This window comes from Duganella sp. Root198D2, assembly GCF_001428585.1.
GTDB lineage: Bacteria > Pseudomonadota > Gammaproteobacteria > Burkholderiales > Burkholderiaceae_D > Rugamonas.
Map to the genome: position 1 here is coordinate 418,584 of NZ_LMIC01000002.1, position 25,095 is coordinate 443,678.

Below are 25,095 nucleotides of genomic sequence, written 5' to 3' on the forward strand. Positions count from 1 at the left end.
ATGCCGGCGCGCTTCGTGGTCGGCCTGACAGGCGGCATCGGCAGCGGTAAAAGCCTGATCGCCAATATGTTTGCCGACCGCGGTGCCAGCATCGTCGACACCGACCAGATTGCCCACGCTTTAACCGGGCCCAATGGCGCCGCCATGCCCGACATCCTGGCCGAATTCGGCCCCCACATGGCCGACAGCCACGGCGCCATGGACCGCGCCAAAATGCGCGAACTGGTATTCCGCGAACCAGCGGCCAAGCGCCGGCTGGAAGCCATCCTCCACCCCATGATCCGCGACGCCACCCTGGCGGCCGCCGCCGATGCCAGCGGCGACTACGTCATGCTGGCCATCCCCCTGCTGGTTGAATCCGGCGCCTGGAAGCAGCGCGTCAACCGCGTGCTGGTCATCGACTGCCCGGAAGAAATCCAGGTAGCGCGCGTGATGGCGCGCAATGGCCTGGCGGAAGACCAGGTGCGGGCCATCATGGCGACCCAGGTACCGCGCGCCGTGCGGCTGGCGGCAGCCGACGATGTCATAGACAACGGCGGCCGGATCGAAGCTTTAACCCCTCAAGTAGACCATTTGCATGGTTTTTATCAGCAATATTTGTAATTTTGCTTCGCATAGTTCAGAATCACGAGATTATTAATAGGTCTTCCAGACGAGGGATGCTTTGATCGTTTACGAATATCCTTTCAATGAGCGCATCCGCACCTTGCTGCGCCTGGAGGATTTATACGAGAAATTCAAGTTCTTCGTGCATCAGGAACACCCGATGCAGCATCACGTCGCATTGGCCACCATCTTCGACATGCTCGAAGTCGCCGGCCGCGCCGACCTCAAGTCCGACCTGCTGCAGGAACTCGAGCGCCAGCGCCAGAGCCTGCTTGGCTACCGCTCCAACCCGAACGTCCAGGCCGAAATGCTGGACGCCATCCTCACCGAACTCGATAGCGTGTCGAGCGCCCTGGTCGCCTCCCAAGGCAAGACCGGACAGAACGTGCGCGACAATGAGTGGCTGATGAGTATTCGCGGCCGCACCATCATCCCCGGCGGCGCCTGCGAATTTGACCTGCCTTCCTATTACGCCTGGCAAAAGCAGCCGGCCGAAAAGCGTTTCAACGATATCGTCACCTGGTTCAACCCGCTGGCACCGTTGTTCGACGCCCTGGCCCTGGTATTGCGGCTGCTGCGCGATTCCGGCGCACCGGTCAAAATGATCGCTAATGCGGGAAGTTACCAGCAGATGCTTCAAGGCAAGGTCTACCAGATGCTGCGCCTGTCGGTCGACCAGGCGCTGGGGGCAATCCCCGAGATCTCGGCCAACAAATACATGCTGTGGGTGCGTTTCACCTCCCAGGGCGGCGACCTGAAGCCCAAGCCGCTGGATGAAGATGTACCATTCGAGCTCACCCTCTGTAATTTCTAAGCACCATGCCTACTGTCGTTGAATGCCCCACCTGCCACACCAAGGTAGAGTGGACGGAAGCCAATAAATACCGCCCTTTCTGCAGCGAGCGCTGCAAGATGATCGACCTGGGCGCCTGGGCCGAGGAAAAATACACCATCCCCGGCACCGCCCCCGCCGATCCCCTGGACGAAGACAAGCAATAAGAAAGTCGGGGTCAGCTCCGGCAATCGGACATTTTGTCCGATTGCCGGAGCTGACCCCGACTTTTAATATCGTACTTTGTCGAGCCACTCCAGCAAGGGTATGGTGGCTGGCAACAGCGGTTCGACACCTACCGTTCCTTGCCAGGCGAAGGCCTGGCCTTCCAGGCTTTGCGGTTCGCCGCTCCATTCGCGGCTGATGAAGAAGTGCAATCGCACGTGGGCGTGCTCGTACACGTGCTCCACGCCGCACCATTCTTCCGCACTCTGGATATGGATGCCCAGTTCCTCGACGAACTCGCGCTTGAGCGCTTCGAGGATGGTTTCGCCCGGGTCGACTTTCCCGCCCGGGAATTCCCAATAGCCGGCGTAGGGCTTGCCTTCCGGGCGCTGGCCAAGCAGGACGTCGCCATTGGGCTGCATCAGGATGCCGACCGCCACGTCGATCGGGCGCGGCGAATGCAGTGCGGCGCTCATGGCAGCCTCCCGGCGTAATCGCGTGCGAATTGCCAGGCTACGCGGCCGGAACGCGAGCCGCGCTGCAGCGCCCATTGCAGGGCTTCGGCGCGGGCGTCGGCGATCTGCGGTACGCTGCAACCGAATGCTGCCAGCCAGTGCGCCACGATGCCCAGGTAATCGTCCTGCTTGAACGGGTAGAACGACAGCCACAGGCCGAAGCGTTCGGACAGCGAAATCTTTTCTTCCACCGTTTCGCCCGGATGCAGGTCGCCATCCTCGTCATGCTTGTAAGTGGCATTGTCCGACATGCGCTCGGGCATCAGGTGGCGGCGGTTGGAGGTGGCGTAGATCAGCACATTGTCGATCACGGCCGACACCGAACCGTCCAGCGCCACCTTCAGCGCCTTGTAGCCGCTTTCCCCTTCCTCGAACGACAGGTCGTCGCAGAACACCACGAAATGCTCCGGGCGTCCTGCGACCAGGTCCATGATGTCGGGCAGGTCGTGCAGGTCGCCCTTGTCGACTTCAATCAGGCGCAGGCCTTGCGGTGCAAACTCCGCCAGGCAAGCCTTGATCAGCGAAGACTTGCCGGTGCCGCGCGCGCCGGTCAGCAGCACGTTGTTGGCTGGCTTGCCTTCCACGAACTGGCGCGTGTTCTGCTCGATCTGCGCCTTCTGGCGGGCGATATGCTGCAAGTCGTCGAAAGCGATTTGCGCAGGGCGCGGTACCGGCTGCAGGTAGCCGGTATGGCCCCGCTTGCGCCAGCGGAAAGCGGTGGACGCCTTCCAGTCGGGCTTTGCAGCCGCAGGCGGCACGATGGCTTCCACGCGCGCCAGCAAAGCCTCGGCGCGCTTGAGGAATTGGTCGAGTTGGTTCGACATCCGCTCAGGAACGGTAGTCGGCGTTGATCGACACGTAGTCGTGCGACAGGTCGCAGGTGTAGACGGTGGAAGCGGCAGTGCCGCGCGCTAGTTTCACGCGCACGGTGATTTCGCTTTGCTTCATCACGCGCTGGCCCTGCTCTTCCTTGTAGTCCGGATTGCGGCCGCCGTCCTTGGCCACCCACACGTCGTCCAGGTAGAGGTTGATTTTGCTGACGTCCAGGTCGTCCACGCCGGCATAGCCGATGGCGGCCAGGATGCGGCCCAGGTTAGGGTCGGAGGCGAAGAACGCCGTCTTCACCAGCGGCGAGTGGCCGATCGAGTAGGCGATCTTGCGGCACTCGTCGGTATCCTTGCCGTCTTCCACGGTGATGGTCATGAACTTGGTCGCGCCTTCGCCGTCGCGCACGATGGCCTGCGCCAGGAATACCGACAGCTCGGTCACCGCGGCAGCCAGCGCCTTGTATTCAGGCGAGTCGACGGAATCGACCACCAGGGTGCCGGCACCGGTGGCCACCAGCATGAAGGAATCGTTGGTCGACGTGTCGCCATCGATGGTGATGCAGTTGAAGGACTTGTCGGCCGCTTCCTTGACCAGCACGTCCAGCACCGGCTGCGCCACTTTGGCGTCGAAGGCCAGGTAGCCCAGCATGGTGGCCATGTTCGGCTTGATCATGCCGGCGCCTTTGGAAATGCCGGTCATGGTGACTTTGTGGCCGGCGATATCGACGGTGCGCGAACCCGCCTTAGGCTGGGTGTCGGTGGTCATGATCGCTTCGGCGGCATTGAACCAGTTGTCCAGTTTCAGGTTCTGGAGCGCCTTCGGCAGGCCGGCCACGATTTTTTCGACCGGCAGCGGCTCCAGGATCACGCCGGTGGAGAACGGCAGGATCTGCTGCGCGTCGCAACCCAGCTCCTTGGCCAGCGCAGCGCAGGTGGTGCGGGCATTGGCCAGGCCGGATTCGCCGGTGCCGGCGTTGGCATTGCCGGTGTTGATCATCAGCGCGCGGATCGGCTTGCCGCCCGCTTTCACGGCCGCCAGGTTTTCCTTCGAAATCTGCACCGGTGCGGCGCAAAAGCGGTTCAGCGTGAACACACCGGACACGGCGGCGCCATCGGCCAGCTTCAGGACCAGCACGTCCTTGCGACCCGGCTTCTTGATACCGGCTTCGGCATAGCCAAGCTCGATACCGGCAACCGGCTTCAGGTCGGCGGCGACAGGGATAGGGGAATTGACGGCCATGGTTTTCTTCTCAATCTTGATGGGGAACGAAGCTGTTATTTTAAACGCACGCGCATTCCAGTGCGCAGTGCAATAACACCAATCAACGAACGCAAAAACCCCACACTTTGTAGAAGCTGCTCTCTAATTGTGCAGGATTCGTTTCAAATCAGTTCAATTTTCGTTTATCATGGGCAACTGTCATAAATAAAATGATATCACTTTGGTGCGCTGCACTATCAATAAAATAACATTCGATCGGATCACTTTCATGAAGAAACAGCTTCTCGCCGCCGCCATGCTGGCTGCTACCGGCATGATGGCCCAGGCCGGTACCCTGGGCGACGGTAACCTGAGTATCAGTGGCTTTGGCACCCTGGGTGTGGCCAAGACCAACTCCGATGACGCAAAATTCGCACGCTACAACCAGGCAGCCGGCACCGGCGACTCGCCACGCATCGGCCTGGACAGCAACCTCGGCCTGCAAGCCACCTACACCTTCAACGAGAGCCTGTCGGGCACCGTGCAGGTACTGACCCGCAAGAACACCAGCCAGCAGTTCACCACCGACTTCACCTGGGGCTTCCTGAAGTACAAACTGAACGACGAGACCAATGTGCGCCTGGGCCGCGTTGTGCTGCCAGCCTTCCTGATCTCGGACTACCAGAACGTCGGCTACGCCAACACCATGATGCGCCCGCCGATCGAAATGTACGGCCAGGCCCCGATCGAAAACATGGACGGTGCTGACATCAACTGGCAGCACGCCTTCGGCGACACCAATGTCACCGTGCAGGGCTTCGGTGGCGTCAGCCGTGGCAAGCTGTACATCCCGACCGGCGGCGGCTCCGTTGCCAAGCACCAGTCGCCAGTCTTCGGCGCTGCCGTGACGGCCGAATACGGTCCGTTCACCGCCCGCCTGGCGCACGCCCGCGCCAAGATCGAAGTCAACAACCTGGCCCCGATCAACGCCCTGACCGACGGCCTGGCCGCGACCAAGGTGCCGGCCGCGATCCAGCTCGCCGACGACCTGACCCTGCGGGGCGGCAAGAAGATGAGCTTCACCGAAATCGGCCTGACGATGGACTGGAAGAACATCGTGCTGCAAGCCGAGTACGCCCAGCGCCGCGCCCACGAGCCGGTCTACATCCCCGAGACCAACTCGGGCTACATCATGGCCGGCTACCGTTTCGGCAAAGTGCTGCCTTACTACGCGCACGCCTATTACAAGGACGCCGGCACTTCCGTGAACGTGCCGACCCTGCCGGCAGCCCACCCGCTGGCCTCGACCTTCGGTGCGGTACGCGGCCTGCTGGCTTCGCCTGAGCAAAAGTCCGACCTGATCGGCATGCGCTGGGACTTCGCCAAATCGCTGGCCCTGAAAGTGCAGATCGACCACGTCAAGCCACAGAAAAAAGGCGGCTCCCTGATCCTGCCTGGCGGCGTAATGACCTACAACAACAGCGTGAACGTCTATGCCGCCGGCATCGACTTCGTCTTCTAAGGAGATCTGGCCATGAAAAAAATCCTGAGCGCCCTCCTCGCTTCGGCCCTGGCTGCCGCGGCCCTGCCGGCGTCGGCCGAAATCGTCGTGATCGTCAACAAGGACAATCCGGCTTCGCGCATGTTCTCGGAACAGGCATCCCAGTTCTTCCTCGGCAAATCGGCCATGTTCACCCCGGTGGACCAGGCTGAAGGCTCCAAGATCCGCACCGACTTCTACCAGAAAGTCGCGGAAAAGGACCCGGCCCAGGTGAAAGCCATCTGGTCCAAGCTGGTGTTCACCGGCAAGGCCACGCCACCGAAGGAATTCAAGTCCAACGCCGAGGTCAAGAAGGCCGTGGCGGACGATCCGAAAGCCATCGGCTACATCGACAAATCGGCTGCCGACGACAGCGTCAAGGTCATCCTGACCCTGCCGTAAGCCGAAAACGTTTTACTGCGCCCGCTACGCGCCAACGCCGCCCCGCAACAGCCGGGCGGCGTTTTTTTTCGATCTCGGCAACTTTCACAAATGAAGAGATACAATGCCGTGATAATTCATCAATAAGAATGTCCACCTAGGGGTCAGGAACAAAAGTGGACATTTATCCCGGGGGTCGCTTTGAAACTTTCGCTGCGCGCGAAATTCCTGCTGCTGAGCGCTTTCGTCCAGGCCGTGGTGGTGGCGCTGTTAATTGGCAACAGCTTGCGCCTGATGAGCAATGCCGTCAGCCGCAACGCCGACCGCGTTGCCCACGAATATGCCGTCAACCTCAACCTGACCCTGACGCCTTATTCCAGCAGCGGCCGGCTGGGCGAACTACGCAGCTATTGGTCGGAAATGCTGTCCGACCCGCGCGACAGCTTCTTGCGCTACATCGTGATCCTCGACGCTTCGGGCGACACCGTGCTGGAAGCCGGCGAGCGCCCGGACTTCATGCCGGAAGCGCTGCGCCAGGCCCAGTTGGGCGGCGGCGTGCGCACTTCCGTCGACGGCAACCTGCTGCACGCGCAGGCGCCGCTGCTGTTGAAGGACAACCAGGTCGGCATGCTGCACTTCGGCCTCTCCACCGTCGACCTGGTAACGGCGCGCGATGACGTGCTGCGCCAGGGCGGCCTGATCGCCCTGCTTGGCTTCGCGCTGGCCCTGCTCCTGTTCTATGCCATGACGCGCGGCGTCAGCATGCGCCTTGGCGCCCTGACGCGCCACTCGGAAAAGCTGGCCGAAGGCCAGTTCAGCCAGTTGCCCGAAAGCGGCGGCGACGAACTCGAAGTGGTGACCCACTCGCTCAACATGATGAGCGCCGCGCTGCGCGAACGCATCGCCCAGCTCGAAGAGTCGCAGCGCCGCCTGTGCGAGTCGGAAGAACGCTTCCGCACCCTGTTCGACATGACGCCTCTGCCGCTGTCGGTGTCCGACCAGGATGGCCGCATCATCGGCGCCAACCAGGCACTTGCCCGCACCTTCGGCACTCCGCTGCACGAACTGATTGGCAGGCGCTCGGATGAAGTGTCGTTCTGGGCGTCGCCGAACGAACGCCAGCGCATCTGGGACGAATTCCGCCGGCATGGCGTGGTGCGCGGTGAGATGGCCGATGTGGTACTGCCTGATGGCGGGCCGGGCCAGGTGGCGATCTGGTCGTCCTCACTGCTCCTGGACGGCAAGCACGCCATCATCTGGGCCCTGCTCGACCTGACGCAGGAGATGCAGGCCAAGCAGCAGTTACGCGAATTGAATGATGCGCTGGAGTCGCGCGTGCGCGAACGGTCGGCTGCACTGGAACAGGCCAACCGCGACCTGTCGCACGCGCTGGAGACTTTGCAGCGCACGCAGCATGACCTGATCGCCTCAGAAAAAATGGCGTCGCTCGGCTCGCTGGTGGCAGGCATCGCGCACGAACTGAATACGCCGATCGGCAATAGCCTGCTGGCCTCCACTGCGCTCGACGACCGAGTGAAGGAATTCAAGCAGTCGGTCGCCGACGGCTCGGTGCGGCGTTCGACACTGAATCATCACCTGGAAGAAGTGCAGCTCGCGTGCGGCCTGATTTCCAGTTCGCTGGAAAAGGCTGCCGCCCTGATTGCCTCGTTCAAGCAGATCGCTGTGGACCAGACCAACGACCAGCGCCGCCGCTTCCGCCTGCGGGCAGTGGCGCTCGATACCGCAGCAACTTACACGCCGCGCCTGCGCCGCGGTGCAATCCACATGGAAATCGACGTTCCGTATGAGCTGGAACTCGATTCTTATCCAGGCAGCGTGTACCAGGTGTTCAATAACCTGATCAACAACTCCCTGATGCACGCTTTCGAAGGCCGCAGCAGCGGCAAGCTGTGGCTTACAGCCCGCGCGATCGAGGGTGGACAGGTCGAAATTGTATTCCGCGACGACGGCGCCGGCATGCCGGAAGAAGTGCAGCGCAAAGTGTTCGATCCCTTCTTCACCACCAAAATGGGCAATGGCGGCACAGGCCTGGGCATGAACATCGTCTACAACATCGTCACGGGAGTAATGGGCGGCCGCATTACCATCGAGTCCGCGGCGGGCGACGGTACCACGGTGCGCATATTGCTCCCGGCCAGCTCACCGCAAAAGGACTAGGCGTCCGCCTGTGAACCTGGCGCGCCCAGCAAACCCTGCTCGCGAATAAAGCTGACCACGTCCTGCACGCCCTGCCCGCTGCGCAAATTGGTGAACACGAAAGGACGTTCGCCCCGCTGCTGTGCGGCGTCGCGCGCCATCACTTCCAGGTCTGCGCCCACATGCGGGGCCAGGTCGGTCTTGTTGATGATCAGCAGATCGGAGCGCGTGATACCCGGCCCGCCCTTGCGCGGAATCTTTTCACCGCCCGCCACATCGATCACATACAGGGTCAGGTCCGACAGCTCAGGACTGAAGGTCGCGGCCAGATTGTCGCCGCCGGATTCGACCAGGATCAGGTCCAGCGCCGGAAAATCCGCCTGCAGGCGCGCGATCGCCTCCAGGTTGATCGACGCGTCCTCCCGGATCGCAGTGTGCGGGCAGCCGCCCGTCTCCACGCCCATCAGGCGCTCCGGCGGCAGCGCCTGGGCGCGCAGCAGGATCTCCATGTCTTCACGCGTGTAGATGTCGTTGGTGATCACGGCCATGTCGTAATCGTCGCGCATGGCCTTGCACAGCATTTCGCAGAGGGCGGTCTTGCCAGAGCCGACCGGGCCGCCGATGCCGACGCGCAGGGGATTGGATACCATAGTCATTCCTTTATGAACGGTAAAGCCTGCCGTGCTGCACCTCGTGCCGCATCGACAGCAGGGACAGCCCGGGCGCCCAGTTGGACATGTCCCAATCGTCCAGCGCTTGCGCAACCCGCGCCGCTTCTTCAATTTCCGGGCGCAGCGACAGCAGCAGCCGCTGGCCCGCCACCTGCCCCAGCGGGATGGATTTGACGCACACCAGTACCTGGTTCTCGGCCCAGCCGAACAGCATGGCCAGCAACGCCGCGTTGTGAGGAACGCCCAGCGCATGCACGGCACGCGCCAGGGCGGCCAGGTAAGCCTCCTCGCCTTCCGTGGCCGGCGCCAGCTCCAGCTCGGCCAACAGGCGCGCCAGCGAAAAACCCATCTGCACCGATTCCGCGCGCAGTTCCGCCGTATCGCGCGAAGCCAGGTAGCGTTCGGCCCAGCACGCGGCACACGCCGCATCGCCTGCAGCGTGGGCGCGCAGCAGGCGCCAGAACAGCGGGGCGTCCCAGCGCGCCAGCACTTCGTGCAGCATGCTGCTCATCCACTGGCGCGCCGTTGCGGCGTCGTGCACGCTGCCTTGCTCCAGCGCCGCCTCCAGTCCTTGCGAATAACTGTAAGCACCAACCGGCAGCGCCGGGCTGGCGAATTGCAGCAGGTGCAGCAGGGCTTGCGCTTCCATCGCTACGCGTCCGCCGGGCGATGGATCTTTTGCCGCAGCGGCACCGGGGCCAACGGGTGGCCGTGCGCATGGCCGCCGGAATAGGCGCCCGGCTCCGGCTCGAATGCCGCCATGTCTTGCGTCACCAGCGCTCCCAGCCCGGTCAGCATGTCGCGCAGCACCGGATCAGCGCGGATGCGCAGGAAGCCGTCCCCCACCTCCACCTGGCTATGCCGGTTGCCGAGATGGAAAGCGCAGCGCAGCAGGCCGTGCGCGTCGGCGGCGCGCACGGTATAAACCGGCTCCGCAGCGGCGCGCACGCGCGCCACGAAACCGGTTTCACCGGCCAGCAGGTCGCCTTCGCGCAATACCGTGCCGCGCGCGGTGAACAAGGCGATTTCCTCGCCCGAAACCAGGCGCGCGCGCTGGCGGCACTTCTCGCGCTGGTCGTAAGTCAGTACCAGTTCGCCGTCCACGCGTTCGGCGGCGGCCAGTTTGGTGTGCAGGGTCAGCATCGTCATCGCTCGTTCAGAACAGGAAATAGCGCTGTGCCATCGGCAGCACTGGTGCGGCTTCGCACACCAGCAGCTGGCCATCGGCACGCACTTCATAGGTTTCGGGATCGACCTCCATGTGCGGGGCCGCGCCATTGTGGACCATATCGGCTTTGCGCAGCTTGCGCGTGGCGCGCACCGGCACCACGCGCTTGGCCAGCCCGAGGCGCTGCGCCACGCCGGCCTCGAACGCCGCCTGCGAGACGAAGGTCAGCGACTTTTTCAAGCCGCCGCCGAAGGCGCCGAACATCGGCCGCATGTACACCGGCTGCGGTGTGGGAATCGAGGCGTTCGGATCCCCCATCTGGGCACAGGCGATCATGCCGCCCTTCAGCACCATCGATGGCTTGACGCCGAAGAATGCCGGCCGCCACAGCACCAGGTCGGCCAGCTTGCCCACTTCCAGCGAGCCCACCACGTGCGACACGCCATGTGCGATGGCGGGATTGATGGTGTATTTCGCCACGTAGCGCTTGACGCGCGTGTTGTCGCTGCGTTCGCTGTCGCCCGGCAGCGCGCCGCGCTGCACTTTCATCTTGTGCGCGGTCTGCCAGGTGCGCATGATGACTTCCCCCACCCGCCCCATGGCTTGCGAATCGGACGACATCATCGAGATCGCGCCCAGGTCGTGCAGGATGTCTTCGGCCGCGATGGTCTCGCGGCGGATGCGCGATTCGGCGAAGGCCACGTCTTCGGCGATGGCGGCGTCCAGGTGGTGGCACACCATCAGCATGTCCAGGTGCTCGTCCAGGGTGTTGACGGTGAACGGGCGGGTCGGGTTGGTGGACGACGGCAGCACATTGGACTGGCCGACTGCCGCAATGATGTCCGGCGCATGGCCGCCGCCCGCGCCTTCGGTATGGAAGGTGTGGATGGTGCGGTCCTTGAACGCCGCCAGCGTCGCCTCCAGGAAGCCGCCTTCGTTCAGCGTGTCGGTATGGATGGCAACCTGCACGTCCATGCGGTCGGCAACCGACAGGCAGTTGTCGATTGCGGCCGGCGTGCTGCCCCAGTCCTCGTGCAGCTTCAGGCCGATGGCGCCGGCCTCAACCTGTTCTTCCAAGGGGCGCGGCAGGCTCACATTGCCCTTGCCCAGGAAACCCAGGTTCATCGGGAAGGCGTCGGCCGCTGCCAGCATGGCGTGGATATGCCATGGGCCGGGCGTGCAGGTGGTGGCCGCGGTGCCGACGGCCGGCCCGGTGCCGCCGCCGATCATGGTGGTCACACCCGATGCCAGGGCTTCTTCGATCTGCTGCGGACAGATGAAATGGATGTGCGTATCGACCCCGCCGGCGGTGACGATCATGCCTTCGCCCGCAATGATCTCGGTGGCGCCGCCGATGGCCATCGTCACGCCCGGCTGGATGTCGGGGTTGCCGGCCTTGCCGATGGCGGCGATCTGGCCGTCCTTCAAGCCGATATCGGCTTTCACGATGCCCCAGTGGTCGAGGATCACGGCATTGGTGATCACCGTGTCCATCACGTCCCGGTGCGGCAGCTGCGATTGGCCCATGCCGTCGCGGATGACCTTGCCGCCGCCGAACTTCACCTCTTCGCCGGGAATGGCGTAGTCATGTTCGATCTCGATGAACAGTTCGGTATCGGCCAGGCGGATGCGGTCACCCTTGGTCGGCCCGAACATTTCCGCATATGCGCGGCGCGAAATCCGGGCCATTACGCCTCCCCGTCCAATGCGCCCATCACGCGGGCGTTGAAGCCATACACCTGGCGCGTGCCGGCCAGCGCCACCAGCTGCACCGTGCGGCGCTGGCCGGGTTCGAAGCGCACCGCGGTACCGGCCGCGATATCAAGCCGCATACCGCGCGCCTGGGCGCGCTCGAACTGCAGCGCCTCATTGACCTCAAAAAAATGGAAATGCGAGCCGACCTGCACCGGCCGGTCGCCGCTGTTGGCCACCACCAGGGTGCAGCCGGCACGGCCGGCGTTGAGCGTGATGTCGCCCTCTTCAAGCAGGTATTCGCCAGGTATCATGCCGTCCTCAAATGATAGGGTGGTGGACGGTGACCAGCTTGGTGCCGTCGGGGAAAGTCGCTTCGACCTGGATGTCGGGAATCATTTCGGGCACGCCCTCCATCACATCGTCGCGCGCCAGCACCTGGCTGCCCTCGGACATCAACTGGGCCACGGTCTTGCCGTCGCGCGCGCCTTCCAGGATCGCCGCGCTGATCAGGGCCACCGCTTCCGGGTAGTTGAGCTTGAGGCCGCGCGCGCGGCGGCGCTCCGCCAGCAGCGCGGCCGTGAACAGCAGCAGCTTGTCTTTTTCACGTGGAGAAAGGTCCATATCAGGTATTCCATATGCGGAGTTCGGTTGCGGGGCGCGCCATCCAATGCGGGCGCAAGGCTTGCCAGGCCTGCGCCATCAGCTTGCGCGCACATTCGGCATCGTGCCCCAGGTAGCGCACTACCGACACGGATTTGAGCGCCGTCACGCCCAGCGCCGGGTCCAGCGCGCGCAACTGCGCGATAAGCGCGGCGTCGGCGCAGCGTCCTGCCGCCAGCAAGGTGGCGCATACCGTCGCGCCGCCCAGCACATGCGGACTTTGCATGGCGCTGCTGCCGCCATGCAGCACGCCCTGGTCCCACCACAGCAGGCGCCCGGCCTGGCGTACCTGCAATTGCTGGCGTACCGTACCGCGTGCAAAGCGCTCGCCGCTGGCGCTGCGGCCAAAGCACAGGATGTCGCAGCCGAGGTAGCGCGCGCCGGGCGCCAGTTCGACCTGCTGCAGCAGATGTGCATCGGTGGCGTCGAAGAAGATGGTTTCCTGCGGCAGCCATTCCAGCCGCGCGTCTTGTTCCAGCCGGATGCTGACCCGCTGCGAGGCAGGCTTGCCATTGGCGCGGTACCACTTGGCGGCGCCCGGCGTAGTCAGCAGGGCATGCGCAGCGGCATCAGCCGTGACGTCGATACACAGTGCATCGCCACCGGCAATGCCGGCCGGTGGATGCAGAACGATGTTATGGCAAACGGTTTCTCCTTCCGGATAGAACGCCTTTTGCACACGCAAGGGGCCGCTGTGTGTGCGCTGCACCAGCCGCGTCGCGGCGCCGGCGCGCGCATAGCGCAGCGCCAGGCTGGCACGCCACGAGGCGGGGGGCAACGATGCGGCGGGAAGGTCGATGCGCATGACAGCCACCACTATCCCAAGGATGCGTCGGAGGGCGCCCTTGCCCGCGGGCGCGCGACGACTTTGGCCAGCAGGAAGCTGCCCGCCAATACCACTACCAGTGCCGCACCGAAAGCAAGCTCCTTGCCTTCGCTCCAGGCGACGATCGCGGGCGATGACAGTTTCAGGATGCCGAAACCCGCGACCAGGAAACTCAGGCCAGCCACCACCCAGCCCATGATGCGCGACGCCAGTACCGCCGCCTCGCCACTACGGCGCAGCAAGCGCGCAATCCAGAAACCGTGCACGCCATCGGCTACCAGCATTCCCAGCGTAAACAACACGCCCAGCAGCAACGCATGCTGCCAGCCGCCGAACTGCGTGGCAGCAACGGCGAACAGACTGGCCTGGCTGACGGTATCGAACGACAACGCAAACAAGGCGCCCACCAGCGCCACCCCGCCCGGGCCCGATGCCGCGGCAAGAGGACCCAGGAAGCGGCCTTTCAATCCGACTGGCGCAACCATCTGCCCTGCAGGTGCACTAAGCAACGCGTGAGCATTCAACAGTCCCAAGCCGATCAGGCAGGCGATCGAGACCCAGGCACCGCATAGTTCAAGCCAGGCCGGCGGCTGCCAGTAGCCGGCCAGTGTGCTGAGCGCCAGCGCGATGGCGGTAACCACGGCGCCGTGTCCCAGTGAGAACCAGGCTCCGCACTGGCGCGCCAGTCGCGCGCGGGCCGGCATATTCCAGCGCGCCAGGCCGTCAATCGTTGCCAGGTGGTCAGCGTCGAAACCGTGCTTCAAGCCCAGGCTGAGCACCAGCAAACAGAGTCCAATCAAATTGTCGGGAAGCTTATCGGTCATGCTCTTCAATAAGCAAGACGCATACCAGTTACCCGAGAACCAAGCCACGGCCAATGGGCATAGTAATTGCATCAGAGCTGTAGCCTGCCAGAACAACGCGAACCATGAATAACTCTGCACCAAATGTGGAAAGCCCACGCACCAAAACGGTTCAGCGCATCGTCAAGATAAGGCGCGACTACAATACCTGGGTCGCCAATGAAACCATCGAAGACTATGCGCTGCGCTTCACGCCGCGCACCTTTCGCAAATGGTCCATTTTTCGCGTCGCCAATACCGCGTTTGGTGCGATTGCCTTCCTGGTGCTGGAAGCGATAGGCGGAACGCTGGCCGTGCATTACGGCTTCATCAATGCCTTCTGGGCCATCCTGGCGGTCAGCCTGATCATTTTCCTGTCCGGCCTGCCCATCAGCTATTACGCGGCGCGCCACGGCGTCGACATGGACTTGCTGACCCGCGGCGCCGGCTTCGGCTATATCGGCTCCACCATTTCCTCGTTTATCTACGCTTCCTTTACTTTCATCCTGTTTGCACTGGAGGCGGCCATCATGGCGTATGCGCTGGAACTGTATTTCGGCCTGCCGCTGTGGCTCGGCTACCTGGCCAGCGCGCTGGCGGTGGTGCCCCTGGTGACGCACGGCGTGACCCTGATCAGCCGCATCCAGATGGTGAGCCAGCCACTCTGGCTGCTGCTGATGGCGCTGCCCTTCATCGCCATTGCTTTCAAGCGGCCCGACCTTCCCGGCCAGTTGCTCCGGTTCGCCGGCACCGACCCGGCCCATGCCCATTTCAATACGCTGGCCTTTGGCGCTGCCACCGCCGTCGGGGTGGCCCTCATCCCTCAGATTGGTGAACAGGTCGACTTCCTGCGCTTCATGCCGCCGCCTGGAAAGAAGCGCCTGCACTGGCATCTTGGCGTGCTGGCCGCGGGTCCTGGCTGGGCGGTGGTCGGGGCACTGAAAATGCTGGCCGGCGCCCTGCTCGCCCTGCTCGCGCTGGAAGGCGGCGCCAGCCTGGCGCAGGCAGTCAACCCGACCCATATGTACCTGGCCGGCTTCAGCCTGGTCGGCGCCGGCCATGGCCTGGCGCTGCTGGCCACCGTCGTGTTTGTCGTGGTGTCGCAGGTCAAGATCAATATGACTAACGCCTATGCCGGCTCGCTGGCCTGGTCGAACTTCTTCGCGCGCCTGACCCACAGCCATCCGGGGCGCGTCGTGTGGGCCTGCTTCAATGCCCTGATTGCCGTGCTGTTGATGGAGCTCAATGTGTTCCAGGCGCTGGGCCAGGTGCTCGGGCTGTTCTCCAATATCGCCATCGCCTGGATCGCCGCCGTGGTGGCCGACCTGGTCATCAACAAGCCCTTGGGACTAAGCCCGGCAGGCATCGAATTCCGCCGCGCCTACCTGTACGATATCAATCCGGTTGGCGTGGGCGCCATGCTGCTTACCTCGCTACTGTCGGTAGCCGCGTTCACCGGCCTGTTCGGCGCTACGGCGCAAGCCTTTTCTGCCCTCATTGCGCTCGCCACCGCCTTCGCCACGGCGCCGGCCATCGCCTGCCTGACCGGCGGACGCTACTACATTGCACGCCAGGCCGCGGCGCCACACAGCAACACCTGCAGCATCTGCGAAAAATCCTACGAAGCGGAGGACATGGCGCATTGCCCGGCCTACCAGGGGCCGATCTGCTCGCTCTGCTGCTGCCTCGACGCACGCTGCGACGATGCATGCAAGCCCCATGCGCGCCTGTCCGTGCAATGGCAAGCGGCCATGCATTGGCTGCTGCCGAAGTCGGCCTGGCCTTACCTGGTCAGCGGGCTGGGCTACTACCTGCTGCTGCTGACGCTGACCCTGCTCTTCCTGGCGGGCCTGCTCGGACTGCTTTACCTGCATGAGGGTGCAGCCCTGCTGCAGGCCGGGCAGGCGCAGCTGCTGGCGCCATTGCGCCTGGCTTTCCTCAAGATCTTCGGCTCGCTGCTGCTGGTCAGCGCTATCGTGGCGTGGTGGCTGGTGCTGAACCGCGAAGGGCGCCGCGTGGCGCAGGAAGAAGCGCAGCAGGCCAGGAAGCTGGCCGACCAGGCCAACCAGGCCAAGAGCCGCTATATCGCCGGCATCAGCCATGAAATCCGCACCCCGCTCAACAGTATCCTCGGCTATGCGCAGTTGCTGGAGCACGACCCGGCCATGCCGCCGCACCGGCAGCAGGCCATCCGCGTCATACGCGGCAGCGGCGAGCACCTGCTGTCGCTGATCGAAGGCACGCTCGACATCGCCCGCATCGAGGGCGGCCGCCTGAGCGTCGACCTGCGCCCGCTGGAATTCGCCACCTTCATCGCGCAGCTGGTACTGATGTTCGAACAGCAGGCCGCCAGCAAGGCACTGGCTTTCCGCTACGAGGTGCAGGGCAGCCTGCCGGCGCTGGTGCGGGCCGACCGCAAGCGCCTTGGCCAGATCCTGATCAATATCCTCGGCAACGCGGTCAAGTTCACCAGCCAGGGCAGCATTGTTTTCCGCCTGCGCTACCAGCGCGACATGGCGCACTTTGAGGTGGAGGACAGCGGACCTGGCATCTTCGGGCACGAGCTGGAACGCATCTTCGAGCCCTTCGCGCGCGGCAGCGCCGGCGATGCCGCCAACTGCGGCGGCACCGGGCTCGGCCTGCCCATCAGCAAGCTGCTGACGGAGCTGATGGGCGGTGAACTGACGGTGCGCAGCACCCCGGGCACGGGCAGCGTCTTCGGCGTGCGCCTGTTGCTGCCACGGCTGCAGGCCGGGGCGCCGGAGCCCGATACCCCCGCGCTCCCGCGCAGCGGCTATGCCGGCGCCCGCCGCCGCATCCTGGTGGTCGACAATGACCCCAACGACCGCGAGCTGCTGGCGGAAATCCTGACGCCGCTCGGCTTCATCGTCGGCCAGGCCGCTTCCGGCCAGGAGTGCCTGCAATACCAGGCCGGCTTCACACCCGACCTGATCCTGATGGACCTGGCCATGCCAGGCATGGATGGCTGGGAAGCCAGCCACCTGCTGCGCACCGGGCATGGCTGTACTGTGCCGATCGGTATCGTTTCGGCCAATGCCTACGACAAGGGCTTGCCCAATCCGGCCGGCATCGGCGCCGATGACTTCTTCACCAAACCGGTGCAACTGGCCGAACTGCTGGATTGGATCGGGCGCCGCCTGCAGCTCGACTGGATCGTGCCGGCGGCCGCCGCTGCCAGCGCCCCGCCGCCCGGCTTGCCGCAACTGCCGCCGCCCGCCCAGCTCGCGACCCTGCGCGCCCAGGTCAGGGCCGGCTATATGCGCGGCATCAAGCAGCAGTTGGACGTCATCGCCGCGCTCGGCGAACCGTACCTGCATTTTGTCGCCATCATGCGGGCCCACGCGCAGCGCTTCGACCTGGAAGCGATGGCGCACTTGCTCGAACAGGGAGCATCCCATGCCACAAACGATTGAACGCCCGCCAGGCCAGCTGGTGCTGGTAGTTGACGACATGCCCGAAAACCTGGCCGTGCTGCACGACGCGCTGGATGAATCGGGCTACTCCGTGGTGGTTGCCAACAACGGCGCCACCGCGCTGCAACAGGCCCACTTGTTGCAGCCCGACGTCGTGCTGCTGGATGCCGTCATGCCCGGCATGGATGGCTTTGAAGTCTGCCGGCGCCTGAAAGCGGATCTCCAGACCCGCGCCATCCCGGTCATCTTCATGACGGGGCTGACCGAGAGCGAACATGTGGTGGCGGCATTCCAGGTCGGTGGCAGCGACTATGTGACCAAGCCGGTACGCCAGAACGAAATGCTGGCGCGCATCCGCACCCACACGCAGAACGCGCGCATGATGAGCCAGGCCCGCAGCGCCCTTGATGCCTTTGGCCATGCCGTGCTGGCGGTCGATCCGGACGAACGCATCATCTGGCAAACACCGTTGGCGCGGCAATGGCTGGATATTTACTTCCCGGCCCACGCCAAGTCGACGCTGCCGCCGCAGGTTTCGCCCTGGCTGCAGCGCGCCGTGCGGGCGCGCTCCGCCGGCGAGGAAGCAGCCGCGCTGGTCATTGCGCAAGGCGCGCGGCGCCTGATCTTCGCGCTGGGCGAGGCGGACGAAGCGGTCCAGTGGAGCGTGGTGCTGCGCGAAGAATCGGATGACGCGCTGGTGCAGTCGCTGATGGCGAAGCACCGCCTGACCCAGCGCGAAGCCGAAGTGCTGCATTGGGTCAGCAAGGGCAAGACCAACCACGACATCGGCGACATCCTCGGCACCAGCCCGCGCACCATCAACAAGCACCTGGAGCACGTGTTCGCGAAACTGGGCGTCGAGACGCGTACCGCCGCCGCCACGCTGGCCGTATCGTCTAGACCGCCAGGTGGCGGGTGATATCGCCGCTCGCCATCTGCGCCTGGCTGCCGGCCGCTACCACCTCGCCGCGCGCAAGCACGACGAAATGGTCGGCCAGCGCTTGGGCGAAATCGAAATACTGCTCGCACAACAGGATGGCGATGTCGCCGCGCTGGCGCAGCAGGCGGGTTACGCGTTCGATATCCTTGATGATGGAGGGCTGGATGCCCTCGGTCGGTTCGTCCAGGATCAGCACCTGCGGCCGTTGCAGCAGGGCGCGGGCGATGGCCAGCTGCTGTTGCTGGCCGCCGGACAGGTCGCCGCCGCGCCGCTGCAGCATCTCCTTCAGCACGGGAAACAGCTCGTAGACTTCGCCATTGATGCGCGCCGCCTCGCGGCCTGGCAGCGTGGCCATGCCCATGCGCAGGTTTTCCTCCACCGTCAGCCGGCCAAAGATCTCCCGGCCTTGCGGCACATAGGCGATGCCGGCCGCCGCGCGCGCATGGGGCGGCTGGCGCGTGATGTCGCGCCCGCCCAGCCGCACCGTGCCGCCGGAAACCGGCAGCACTCCCATCAGGCATTTCAGCAGCGTGGTCTTGCCCACGCCATTCCGGCCCAGCAAGGCCAGGCATTGGCCGCGCGCCACTTGCAGCGAGACGCCGCGCAAGGTGTGGGAAGAGCCATAGTACTGGTTCAGGTTTTCGGCTTGCAGCATCATCTTCCTAGCGCCCTAAATAGACTTCTATCACCCGTTCATCGGCCTGCACTTCGTCCATGCGGCCCTGTGCCAGTACCGCGCCTTCATGCAGCACCGTCACCTTGCCGCGCTGCGCGATCTCGGCCACGAAGCCCATATCGTGCTCCACCACCATGATGGAATGCTTGCCGCGCAGTTCGTTCAGCAATTCCGCGGTGCGCGCCGTTTCGGCGTCGGACATGCCGGCCACCGGTTCGTCCAGCAGGATCAATTGCGGGTCCTGGATCAGCAGCATGCCGATTTCCAGCCATTGTTTCTGGCCGTGCGAGAGCAATCCCGCCAGGCGTTGGGCCTGCCCTTCCAGGCGGATCTGGCGCAGGGTGGCGGCAATCTTGTCGCGCTGCTCGCCGCCCAGGCGCGCAAACAGCGAGGGGCGCACGCGCTTGTCCATTTTCATCGCCAGCTCCAGGTTTTCGAACACCGTATGCGACTCGAACACCGTCGGCCGCTGGAACTTGCGGCCAATGCCGGCTTGCGCAATCTGGTATTCCGTCAGCGCCGACAAATCGTGGCGCTGGCCGAACCAGGCGCTGCCCGAAGCGGGCCTGGTCTTGCCGGTGATGACATCCATCATCGTGGTCTTGCCGGCGCCATTGGGGCCGATGATGCAGCGCAGTTCTCCCACCGAGATATCGAGACTGAGCTTGTTCAGGGCACGCAAGCCGTCGAAATCGACCGTCACATCCTCCAGGTAAAGGATGGCGCCATGGCTGGTGTCCAGCCCATCGTCCTGCGCGAGCTTCATACCACCTCCTCCAGTTCTTGCCTGGGCGCCGGTGCGGTGCGTTGCGCGCGCCGAGGCAGGCGCAGACCCAGCAGCCCTTTCTGCATCAGCAGCGTCACCAGTATGAACAGCAGGCCCAGTGCAAACAGCCATAAGTCCGGGAAGGCGGCGGTGAACCAGCTCTTCAAGCCGTTTACCGTAAAGGCTCCGAGGATCGCTCCCAGTAGCGTGCCACGGCCGCCGACGGCCACCCAGACCACCATCTCGATCGAGTTAGCCGGCGACATTTCCGACGGATTGATAATGCCCACCTGCGGCACATACAAGGCACCGGCAATGGCGCACAGGATGGCCGACAGGGTCCAGACAAAGAGCTTGAACCATAACGGGTTGTAGCCGATGAACATCAGGCGTGCCTCCGAATCGCGCACTGCTTGCAGCACGCGACCCAGGCGCGACGTCACGGTCCAGCGGCACAGCAGCAGTGCGCCTGCCAGGAAGGCCAGGGTTACCAGGTACAGCACTGCCTTGGTGGAGGGCGCCGTGATGCTGAAGCCAAGAATGCGTTTGAAATCGGTGAAGCCGTTATTGCCGCCGAAGCCAGTGTCATTGCGGAAGAACAGCAGCATGCAGGCATAGGTCAGGGCTTGCGTGATGATCGAAAAATACACGCCCTTGATGCGCGAACGGAAAGCGAAGTAACCGAAAACGAAAGCCAACGCGCCCGGTACCAGCACTACCAGCGCCAGGCAGTACCAGAAGCTGTCCGTCATGGCCCAGTACCAGGGCAACTCCTTCCAGTCGAGGAAGACCATGAAGTCCGGCAGCGTGCTTTGATAGACGCCATCGCGCCCGATCGCGCGCATCAGGTACATGCCATGTGCATAGCCGCCCAAGGCAAAGAACAGGCCATGGCCCAGCGACAGGATGCCGGTGTAGCCCCACACCAGGTCAAGCGCCAGTGCCGCCAGGGCATAGCACATGAACTTGCCGGCCAGGCCGACCAGGTAGTCGGGCACATGCAGCGCATGTCCTGGCGGGAAGGCCAGATTGCAGGCCGGCAGCAAGGCCGCCAGCAACGCCAGGCCGGCCAGTGCGCACCAGGTGCGCCGGGAAAACAGCTTGTTCATTCGATGCTCCTGCCTTTGACCGCGAACAGTCCCTGCGGACGGCGCTGGATGAAGATGATGATGAAGGCGAGGATGGCGATCTTGGCCAGCACGGCACCTGCCGCAGGTTCCAGTAATTTGTTGGCTTCACCAAGCCCCAGGGCCGCGATCACAGTGCCGGCCAACTGGCCGACGCCGCCCAGCACCACCACCATGAAAGAGTCGATGATGTAGGACTGCCCGAGGTCCGGCCCCACATTGCCCAGCTGCGAAAGCGCCACGCCGCCCAGCCCCGCGATGCCGGAACCGAGACCGAAAGTCAGCATATCGATGCGCCCGGTCGGCACGCCGACGCAGCCGGCCATGCGGCGGTTCTGCATGACGGCGCGCACGAACAGGCCAAGCCGTGTGCCGTTCAGAAGCAGCCACACGCCGGCCGTCACCAGCACGGCAAACACGATGATGGCAATGCGGTTGTAGGGCAGCACCAGAGAGCCGAGCACCGTGACGCCGCCCGACATCCAGGCCGGGTTGGCGACTTCCACGTTCTGCGCGCCGAACAGGGTCCGCACCGCCTGCATCAGAACCAGGCTGATACCCCAGGTCGCGAGCAAGGTTTCCAACGGGCGTCCGTACAGCCAGCGGATCACACTGCGCTCCAGCGCCATGCCCACCAGCGCTGCCACGGCGAAAGCAGCGGGAACCGCCGCCAGCAGGTACAGGTCGACCGCCTGCGGCAGGTATTGACGGAACAGCGACTGCACCAGGTAAGTCGTATAAGCGCCGATCATCAGCAATTCGCCGTGCGCCATATTGATGATGCCCATTAAGCCGAAGGTAATGGCCAGGCCCAGCGCCGCAAGCAGCAGCACGCTGGCCAGCGAGACGCCGTAAAACAGGTGGCCAAGCAACTCGGTGCGTGCCTGCCGCGCATCGATGGCCTTCAAGGCCGCCGTTACCGCCAGGCGTACGGCGGCGTTGGGCTCAGCGGATGCCGGCTCCAGCATGGCCTGCAGCGGCGCGCGCTGCGCACTGCCACCCAGCTCGCCCACCTGGCGGGCGGCGGCAGCGCGTTCGGCCATTTGCGGCGCCTGCAAGCTGGCCAGGGCCAGCAGCAATTGCAGCGCGGAGCGCACTTGCCCGTCCTGTTCACCCTGCAGGGCGCGCTGCACCAGCGCCACCTGGGCGGGACTCATTTCCTGGTCCAGCAAGGAATGCGCGGCCGCCAGGCGCTGCGCCGGCCCGGGCGCCATCAGGTGCATGCCCGACAGGGCTGCTTCGATGGCGGCACGCAGGCGGTTATTGACGACAATCGCAGCCGCGCCCTCGGGCGCTGGCGCCGATGGCGCCAGGCTGGCCACCTGCCCGTCCGGCATGAGATACAAGGCATCGTCCTTCAATGTGCGTAGCAGGGACGCCGCTTCCGGCGTGCCGAGCGCCCCGATGGCGGCCACTGCTGCCACCCGCGCGTCGGGATCGTCGCCAGCCAGCGGTTGCAGCAGGGCTGGCGCAATGGCCGCCTGCGCGGCCCCGGCCAGCAGGCAAAGCACGATGCCGGCCAGCAGCCGGCGCACAGCGGAATGCATCATGGGAATTCTCCAGTAATCAAGGCCGGCGGGCGCAGCCCGGCCGGCATACCGATTTACAGCTTTTGCTTGCCTTCGTTACCCTGGATGAACGGGCTCCAGGGCTGGGCGCGGACCGGCTCTTTGGTCTTCCATACGACACTGAACTGGCCGTCAGCCTTGATTTCGCCGATCATCACGGGCTTGTGCAGGTGATGGTTGCTCGGGTCCATGGTCAGGGTGAAGCCGGAAGGCGCGCTGAAGGACTGGCCACCCATCGCCGCGATCACCTTGTTGGTATCGGTGGACTTTGCCTTCTCGACCGCCTGCGCCCACATATTGATGCCGACATAGGTTGCTTCCATCGGGTCGTTGGTGACTGCATTGGCGGCATTCGGTAGTTTCTTCGCCACGGCATAAGCCTTCCATTTCTTGATGAAGGCCTCGTTCACCGGATTTTTCACCGATTCGAAATAGTTCCACGCGGCGAGGTGGCCGACCAGCGGCTTGGCGTCCACGCCGCGCAATTCCTCTTCACCTACCGAGAAGGCGACCACCGGCACTTGCGTCGACTTCAGGCCGGCATTACCCAGCTCCTTGTAGAAGGGCACGTTGGAGTCGCCATTGATGGTGGAGATCACCGCGGTCTTGCCACCGGCCGAAAACTTCTTGATATTGGCGACGATGGTCTGGTAGTCCGAATGGCCAAACGGCGTGTAGCTTTCCTCGATATCGCTGTCCTTGACGCCTTTGCTCTTCAGGAAAGCGCGCAGGATCTTGTTGGTGGTGCGCGGATACACATAGTCCGTACCGAGCAGCACGAAGCGCTTGGCGCCGCCGCCCTCCTTGCTCATCAGGTATTCGACGGCAGGGATCGCCTGCTGGTTCGGCGCCGCACCGGTGTAGAACACATTCTTCTCGAGTTCTTCCCCCTCATACTGCACCGGGTAGAACAACAGGCCATTCAATTCCTTGAAGACCGGCAGCACGGACTTGCGCGAGACCGAAGTCCAGCAACCGAACACTGCGGCCACTTTGTCTTTCGCGATCAGCTGGCGTGCCTTCTCGGCGAACAGCGGCCAGTTCGAAGCCGGATCGACCACCACCGGCTCCAGCTTCTTGCCCAGCACACCACCCTTGGCATTGATTTCGTCGATAGCCATCAAGGCCACGTCTTTCAGTGACGTTTCAGAAATCGCCATGGTGCCGGACAGCGAGTGCAGGATGCCGACCTTGATGGTGTCGGCGGCGTAGGCGGCGAAGCTGCCACCCAGCATGGCGGCGGCCGCCGCGATGCGGGTCAGGGAAGCGACGAAATGACGGCGAGTTTGCATAATGGTTACCCTCTTTGATGGTGGAAAGATGGTGCTTAATATTGGACTTGCAGCGTGACCACGAACTTCGACTGGTCGGCGGCGGCGAAGGTTTCGGTCTTCGAATACTTGGCGCTCAACTGCGCGTTGTAGCCATCGATGATGTAATTGAGGCCGATGTCCGACTGCTTGACGTCGACGTTGTTATCGGGCTTGAACTTCTGGTATTGGACAAAGGGCTGCAGCTTGCCCTGGCCGGGCGCCAGGTTGAACAAATAGGCCAGTCCGGTCGACCAGGCCTTACCCTGCTCCGCAAGGATGACATCGCCGTTGCGGTAGTTGTAGTAGGCCGCTTCCACCGAGACCGCACCGGCGCCGACGCGCTTCTCCAGCAGGAAATCCAGGTTCCAGGCCTTGTAGTCGCCATTCTTCGCCACGGTCAGCACGCCGTCCTTCTGGTAGCGGCCAGCCAGGCCGATGGCCAGGATATCCTTGCTGCCCAGGTAGTTGCCAGTACCGTAATAGCCCGGCTCCGCATCCCAGAAGTCATATTGCACGCGGCCGGCATACATCAAGCTGTCATCGGCTTTGATGCCCGCCGCTTTGGCTTCCTTCTGTGTCAGGCTGCCTATGCCGAAGGTATGGCCCTCGAAAGCACCGAAGGAATATCCAAGCTTGCCATCGGCCGCATTACCCCACACCACCACGCCGTCGTCGCGGCCACGGAAAATGCCGCCGTTGTAGCCATAGCGCGAAGCCACACCCGCCCAGTAGCCGCCGCCGAGCGAATAATAGGGACCGGCCATATTGGCGCGGTCGCTGGGCGACAGGAGACGCCCGGCCCAGACATTCAGCTCCGGTGAAAATGCAAACTGGGCGGCAGCATCCAGCACCCGGATTTGGTCACCGTCCCATTCCGTGTTCAACATGCCCTTGATGGTCTTGTTCAGCGAAGCGCCAAAGAACAGGCGTGCGCTGTCCAGGTTGAAATCGTTCGATCGCGAGCTGCCATCCGGCGCTCCGTCCTTGGCACTGGTAAAACTGCCGCGCGCCCCAAAACCTGCGCTGACGGACTTATCCTCCCCGATTGGAATGGTGACGCCCGCGTGCGCCAGCGACGCCATGGCGGCGCTGAGTAATACGGAGAGCTTGATCTTCTTGTGCATGCCAGTCCTCTTTTGACAAGTTTGGAAATGTTTCCGCTTGTGTAAAGAGTAACGAGGCAGG

25 protein-coding genes are annotated in these 25,095 nt (G+C 63.8%); 8 read left to right on the plus strand and 17 right to left on the minus strand.

What is annotated here, in order from left to right; all coding sequences use genetic code 11:
• From coaE to yacG, 3 genes are all read left to right on the plus strand, one after another.
• Nucleotides 1-603 (plus strand): dephospho-CoA kinase, encoded by a 603-nt coding sequence (gene coaE / locus ASE26_RS04675; RefSeq protein ID WP_055932784.1) that lies wholly within the window; start codon nt 1-3, stop codon nt 601-603.
• Nucleotides 604-664: 61 nt separating this feature from the next.
• Nucleotides 665-1,420 (plus strand): cell division protein ZapD, encoded by a 756-nt coding sequence (gene zapD / locus ASE26_RS04680; RefSeq protein ID WP_057245675.1) that lies wholly within the window; start codon nt 665-667, stop codon nt 1,418-1,420.
• Between the two features lie 5 nt (nt 1,421-1,425).
• Entirely contained in the window at nt 1,426-1,605 is a 180-nt protein-coding gene (yacG, locus tag ASE26_RS04685; protein ID WP_057245676.1) for a DNA gyrase inhibitor YacG, read from the plus strand.
• 63 nt (nt 1,606-1,668) lie between these two features.
• Here yacG and ASE26_RS04690 read toward each other — a convergent pair whose 3' ends face one another.
• The 3 genes from ASE26_RS04690 to argJ are packed head-to-tail and all read right to left on the minus strand — an operon-like array spanning nt 1,669 to nt 4,185.
• Nucleotides 1,669-2,079, minus strand: a complete 411-nt coding sequence (locus tag ASE26_RS04690) for an NUDIX domain-containing protein (protein ID WP_055932775.1) — start codon at nt 2,077-2,079, stop codon at nt 1,669-1,671.
• A complete protein-coding gene (locus ASE26_RS04695; protein WP_055932773.1) occupies nt 2,076-2,942 on the minus strand; it encodes an ATP-binding protein in 867 nt (288 codons plus the stop codon). Before ASE26_RS04695 ends, ASE26_RS04690 begins: the two co-directional genes overlap by 4 nt.
• 4 nt (nt 2,943-2,946) lie before the next feature.
• Nucleotides 2,947-4,185: a bifunctional glutamate N-acetyltransferase/amino-acid acetyltransferase ArgJ gene (argJ, locus tag ASE26_RS04700; RefSeq protein ID WP_055932771.1), complete on the minus strand. Its 1,239-nt coding sequence runs from the start codon at nt 4,183-4,185 to the stop codon at nt 2,947-2,949.
• A 250-nt stretch (nt 4,186-4,435) separates the two neighbouring features.
• On the opposite strand from argJ, the gene ASE26_RS04705 reads away from it, so the two are divergent.
• From ASE26_RS04705 to ASE26_RS04715, 3 genes are all read left to right on the plus strand, one after another.
• Nucleotides 4,436-5,668 (plus strand): porin, encoded by a 1,233-nt coding sequence (locus tag ASE26_RS04705; RefSeq protein ID WP_055932768.1) that lies wholly within the window; start codon nt 4,436-4,438, stop codon nt 5,666-5,668.
• A 12-nt stretch (nt 5,669-5,680) separates the two neighbouring features.
• Nucleotides 5,681-6,088 carry a hypothetical protein gene (locus tag ASE26_RS04710; RefSeq protein WP_055932765.1) on the plus strand — a complete coding sequence of 136 codons (408 nt, stop codon included), beginning with the start codon at nt 5,681-5,683 and terminating at the stop codon, nt 6,086-6,088.
• Between the two features lie 180 nt (nt 6,089-6,268).
• Entirely contained in the window at nt 6,269-8,245 is a 1,977-nt protein-coding gene (locus ASE26_RS04715; RefSeq protein WP_057245677.1) for an ATP-binding protein, read from the plus strand.
• On the opposite strand, the gene ureG is transcribed toward ASE26_RS04715, so the two are convergent.
• Genes ureG through ASE26_RS04755 form a run of 8 tightly spaced genes read right to left on the minus strand, consistent with a single transcriptional unit; the run spans nt 8,242 to nt 14,068 of the window.
• Nucleotides 8,242-8,880, minus strand: a complete 639-nt coding sequence (gene ureG / locus ASE26_RS04720; protein WP_057245678.1) for an urease accessory protein UreG — start codon at nt 8,878-8,880, stop codon at nt 8,242-8,244. The two genes, ASE26_RS04715 and ureG, sit on opposite strands and share 4 nt — an antisense overlap.
• A gap of 4 nt (nt 8,881-8,884) precedes the next feature.
• Nucleotides 8,885-9,544, minus strand: coding sequence for an urease accessory protein UreF (locus ASE26_RS04725; protein WP_055932756.1), 660 nt, complete (start codon nt 9,542-9,544; stop codon nt 8,885-8,887).
• Nucleotides 9,545-9,546: 2 nt separating this feature from the next.
• Nucleotides 9,547-10,038: an urease accessory protein UreE gene (ureE, locus tag ASE26_RS04730; protein ID WP_055933526.1), complete on the minus strand. Its 492-nt coding sequence runs from the start codon at nt 10,036-10,038 to the stop codon at nt 9,547-9,549.
• A gap of 13 nt (nt 10,039-10,051) precedes the next feature.
• Nucleotides 10,052-11,752: an urease subunit alpha gene (gene ureC / locus ASE26_RS04735; protein WP_055932753.1), complete on the minus strand. Its 1,701-nt coding sequence runs from the start codon at nt 11,750-11,752 to the stop codon at nt 10,052-10,054.
• Nucleotides 11,752-12,069: an urease subunit beta gene (locus ASE26_RS04740; RefSeq protein ID WP_055932751.1), complete on the minus strand. Its 318-nt coding sequence runs from the start codon at nt 12,067-12,069 to the stop codon at nt 11,752-11,754. Before ASE26_RS04740 ends, ureC begins: the two co-directional genes overlap by 1 nt.
• 7 nt (nt 12,070-12,076) lie before the next feature.
• Entirely contained in the window at nt 12,077-12,379 is a 303-nt protein-coding gene (locus tag ASE26_RS04745) for an urease subunit gamma (RefSeq protein WP_055932748.1), read from the minus strand.
• A gap of 1 nt (nt 12,380) precedes the next feature.
• Nucleotides 12,381-13,223 carry an urease accessory protein UreD gene (locus ASE26_RS04750; RefSeq protein WP_055933524.1) on the minus strand — a complete coding sequence of 281 codons (843 nt, stop codon included), beginning with the start codon at nt 13,221-13,223 and terminating at the stop codon, nt 12,381-12,383.
• A gap of 11 nt (nt 13,224-13,234) precedes the next feature.
• Nucleotides 13,235-14,068 carry a nickel transporter gene (locus tag ASE26_RS04755; protein ID WP_055932746.1) on the minus strand — a complete coding sequence of 278 codons (834 nt, stop codon included), beginning with the start codon at nt 14,066-14,068 and terminating at the stop codon, nt 13,235-13,237.
• A 104-nt stretch (nt 14,069-14,172) separates the two neighbouring features.
• Between ASE26_RS04755 and ASE26_RS04760 the strand changes: the two genes are divergently transcribed.
• A complete protein-coding gene (locus tag ASE26_RS04760) occupies nt 14,173-17,520 on the plus strand; it encodes an ATP-binding protein (protein WP_057245679.1) in 3,348 nt (1,115 codons plus the stop codon).
• A complete protein-coding gene (locus tag ASE26_RS04765) occupies nt 17,504-18,439 on the plus strand; it encodes a response regulator transcription factor (protein ID WP_055932739.1) in 936 nt (311 codons plus the stop codon). Before ASE26_RS04760 ends, ASE26_RS04765 begins: the two co-directional genes overlap by 17 nt.
• On the opposite strand, the gene urtE is transcribed toward ASE26_RS04765, so the two are convergent.
• From urtE to ASE26_RS04795, 6 genes are all read right to left on the minus strand, one after another.
• Nucleotides 18,417-19,115 carry an urea ABC transporter ATP-binding subunit UrtE gene (gene urtE / locus ASE26_RS04770; protein ID WP_057245680.1) on the minus strand — a complete coding sequence of 233 codons (699 nt, stop codon included), beginning with the start codon at nt 19,113-19,115 and terminating at the stop codon, nt 18,417-18,419. The genes ASE26_RS04765 and urtE overlap by 23 nt on opposite strands.
• 7 nt (nt 19,116-19,122) lie before the next feature.
• A complete protein-coding gene (gene urtD / locus ASE26_RS04775) occupies nt 19,123-19,902 on the minus strand; it encodes an urea ABC transporter ATP-binding protein UrtD (protein ID WP_057245681.1) in 780 nt (259 codons plus the stop codon).
• Nucleotides 19,899-21,011 (minus strand): urea ABC transporter permease subunit UrtC, encoded by a 1,113-nt coding sequence (urtC, locus tag ASE26_RS04780; protein ID WP_057245682.1) that lies wholly within the window; start codon nt 21,009-21,011, stop codon nt 19,899-19,901. Before urtC ends, urtD begins: the two co-directional genes overlap by 4 nt.
• Nucleotides 21,008-22,579, minus strand: coding sequence for an urea ABC transporter permease subunit UrtB (urtB, locus tag ASE26_RS04785; RefSeq protein ID WP_373922400.1), 1,572 nt, complete (start codon nt 22,577-22,579; stop codon nt 21,008-21,010). The genes urtC and urtB overlap by 4 nt, the downstream gene beginning before the upstream one ends.
• 53 nt (nt 22,580-22,632) lie before the next feature.
• Complete coding sequence (gene urtA / locus ASE26_RS04790; RefSeq protein ID WP_057245707.1) at nt 22,633-23,832, minus strand: urea ABC transporter substrate-binding protein; 1,200 nt, start codon at nt 23,830-23,832, stop codon at nt 22,633-22,635.
• A 92-nt stretch (nt 23,833-23,924) separates the two neighbouring features.
• Complete coding sequence (locus ASE26_RS04795) at nt 23,925-25,034, minus strand: hypothetical protein (protein WP_057245683.1); 1,110 nt, start codon at nt 25,032-25,034, stop codon at nt 23,925-23,927.
• Nucleotides 25,035-25,095 lie beyond the last annotated feature (61 nt).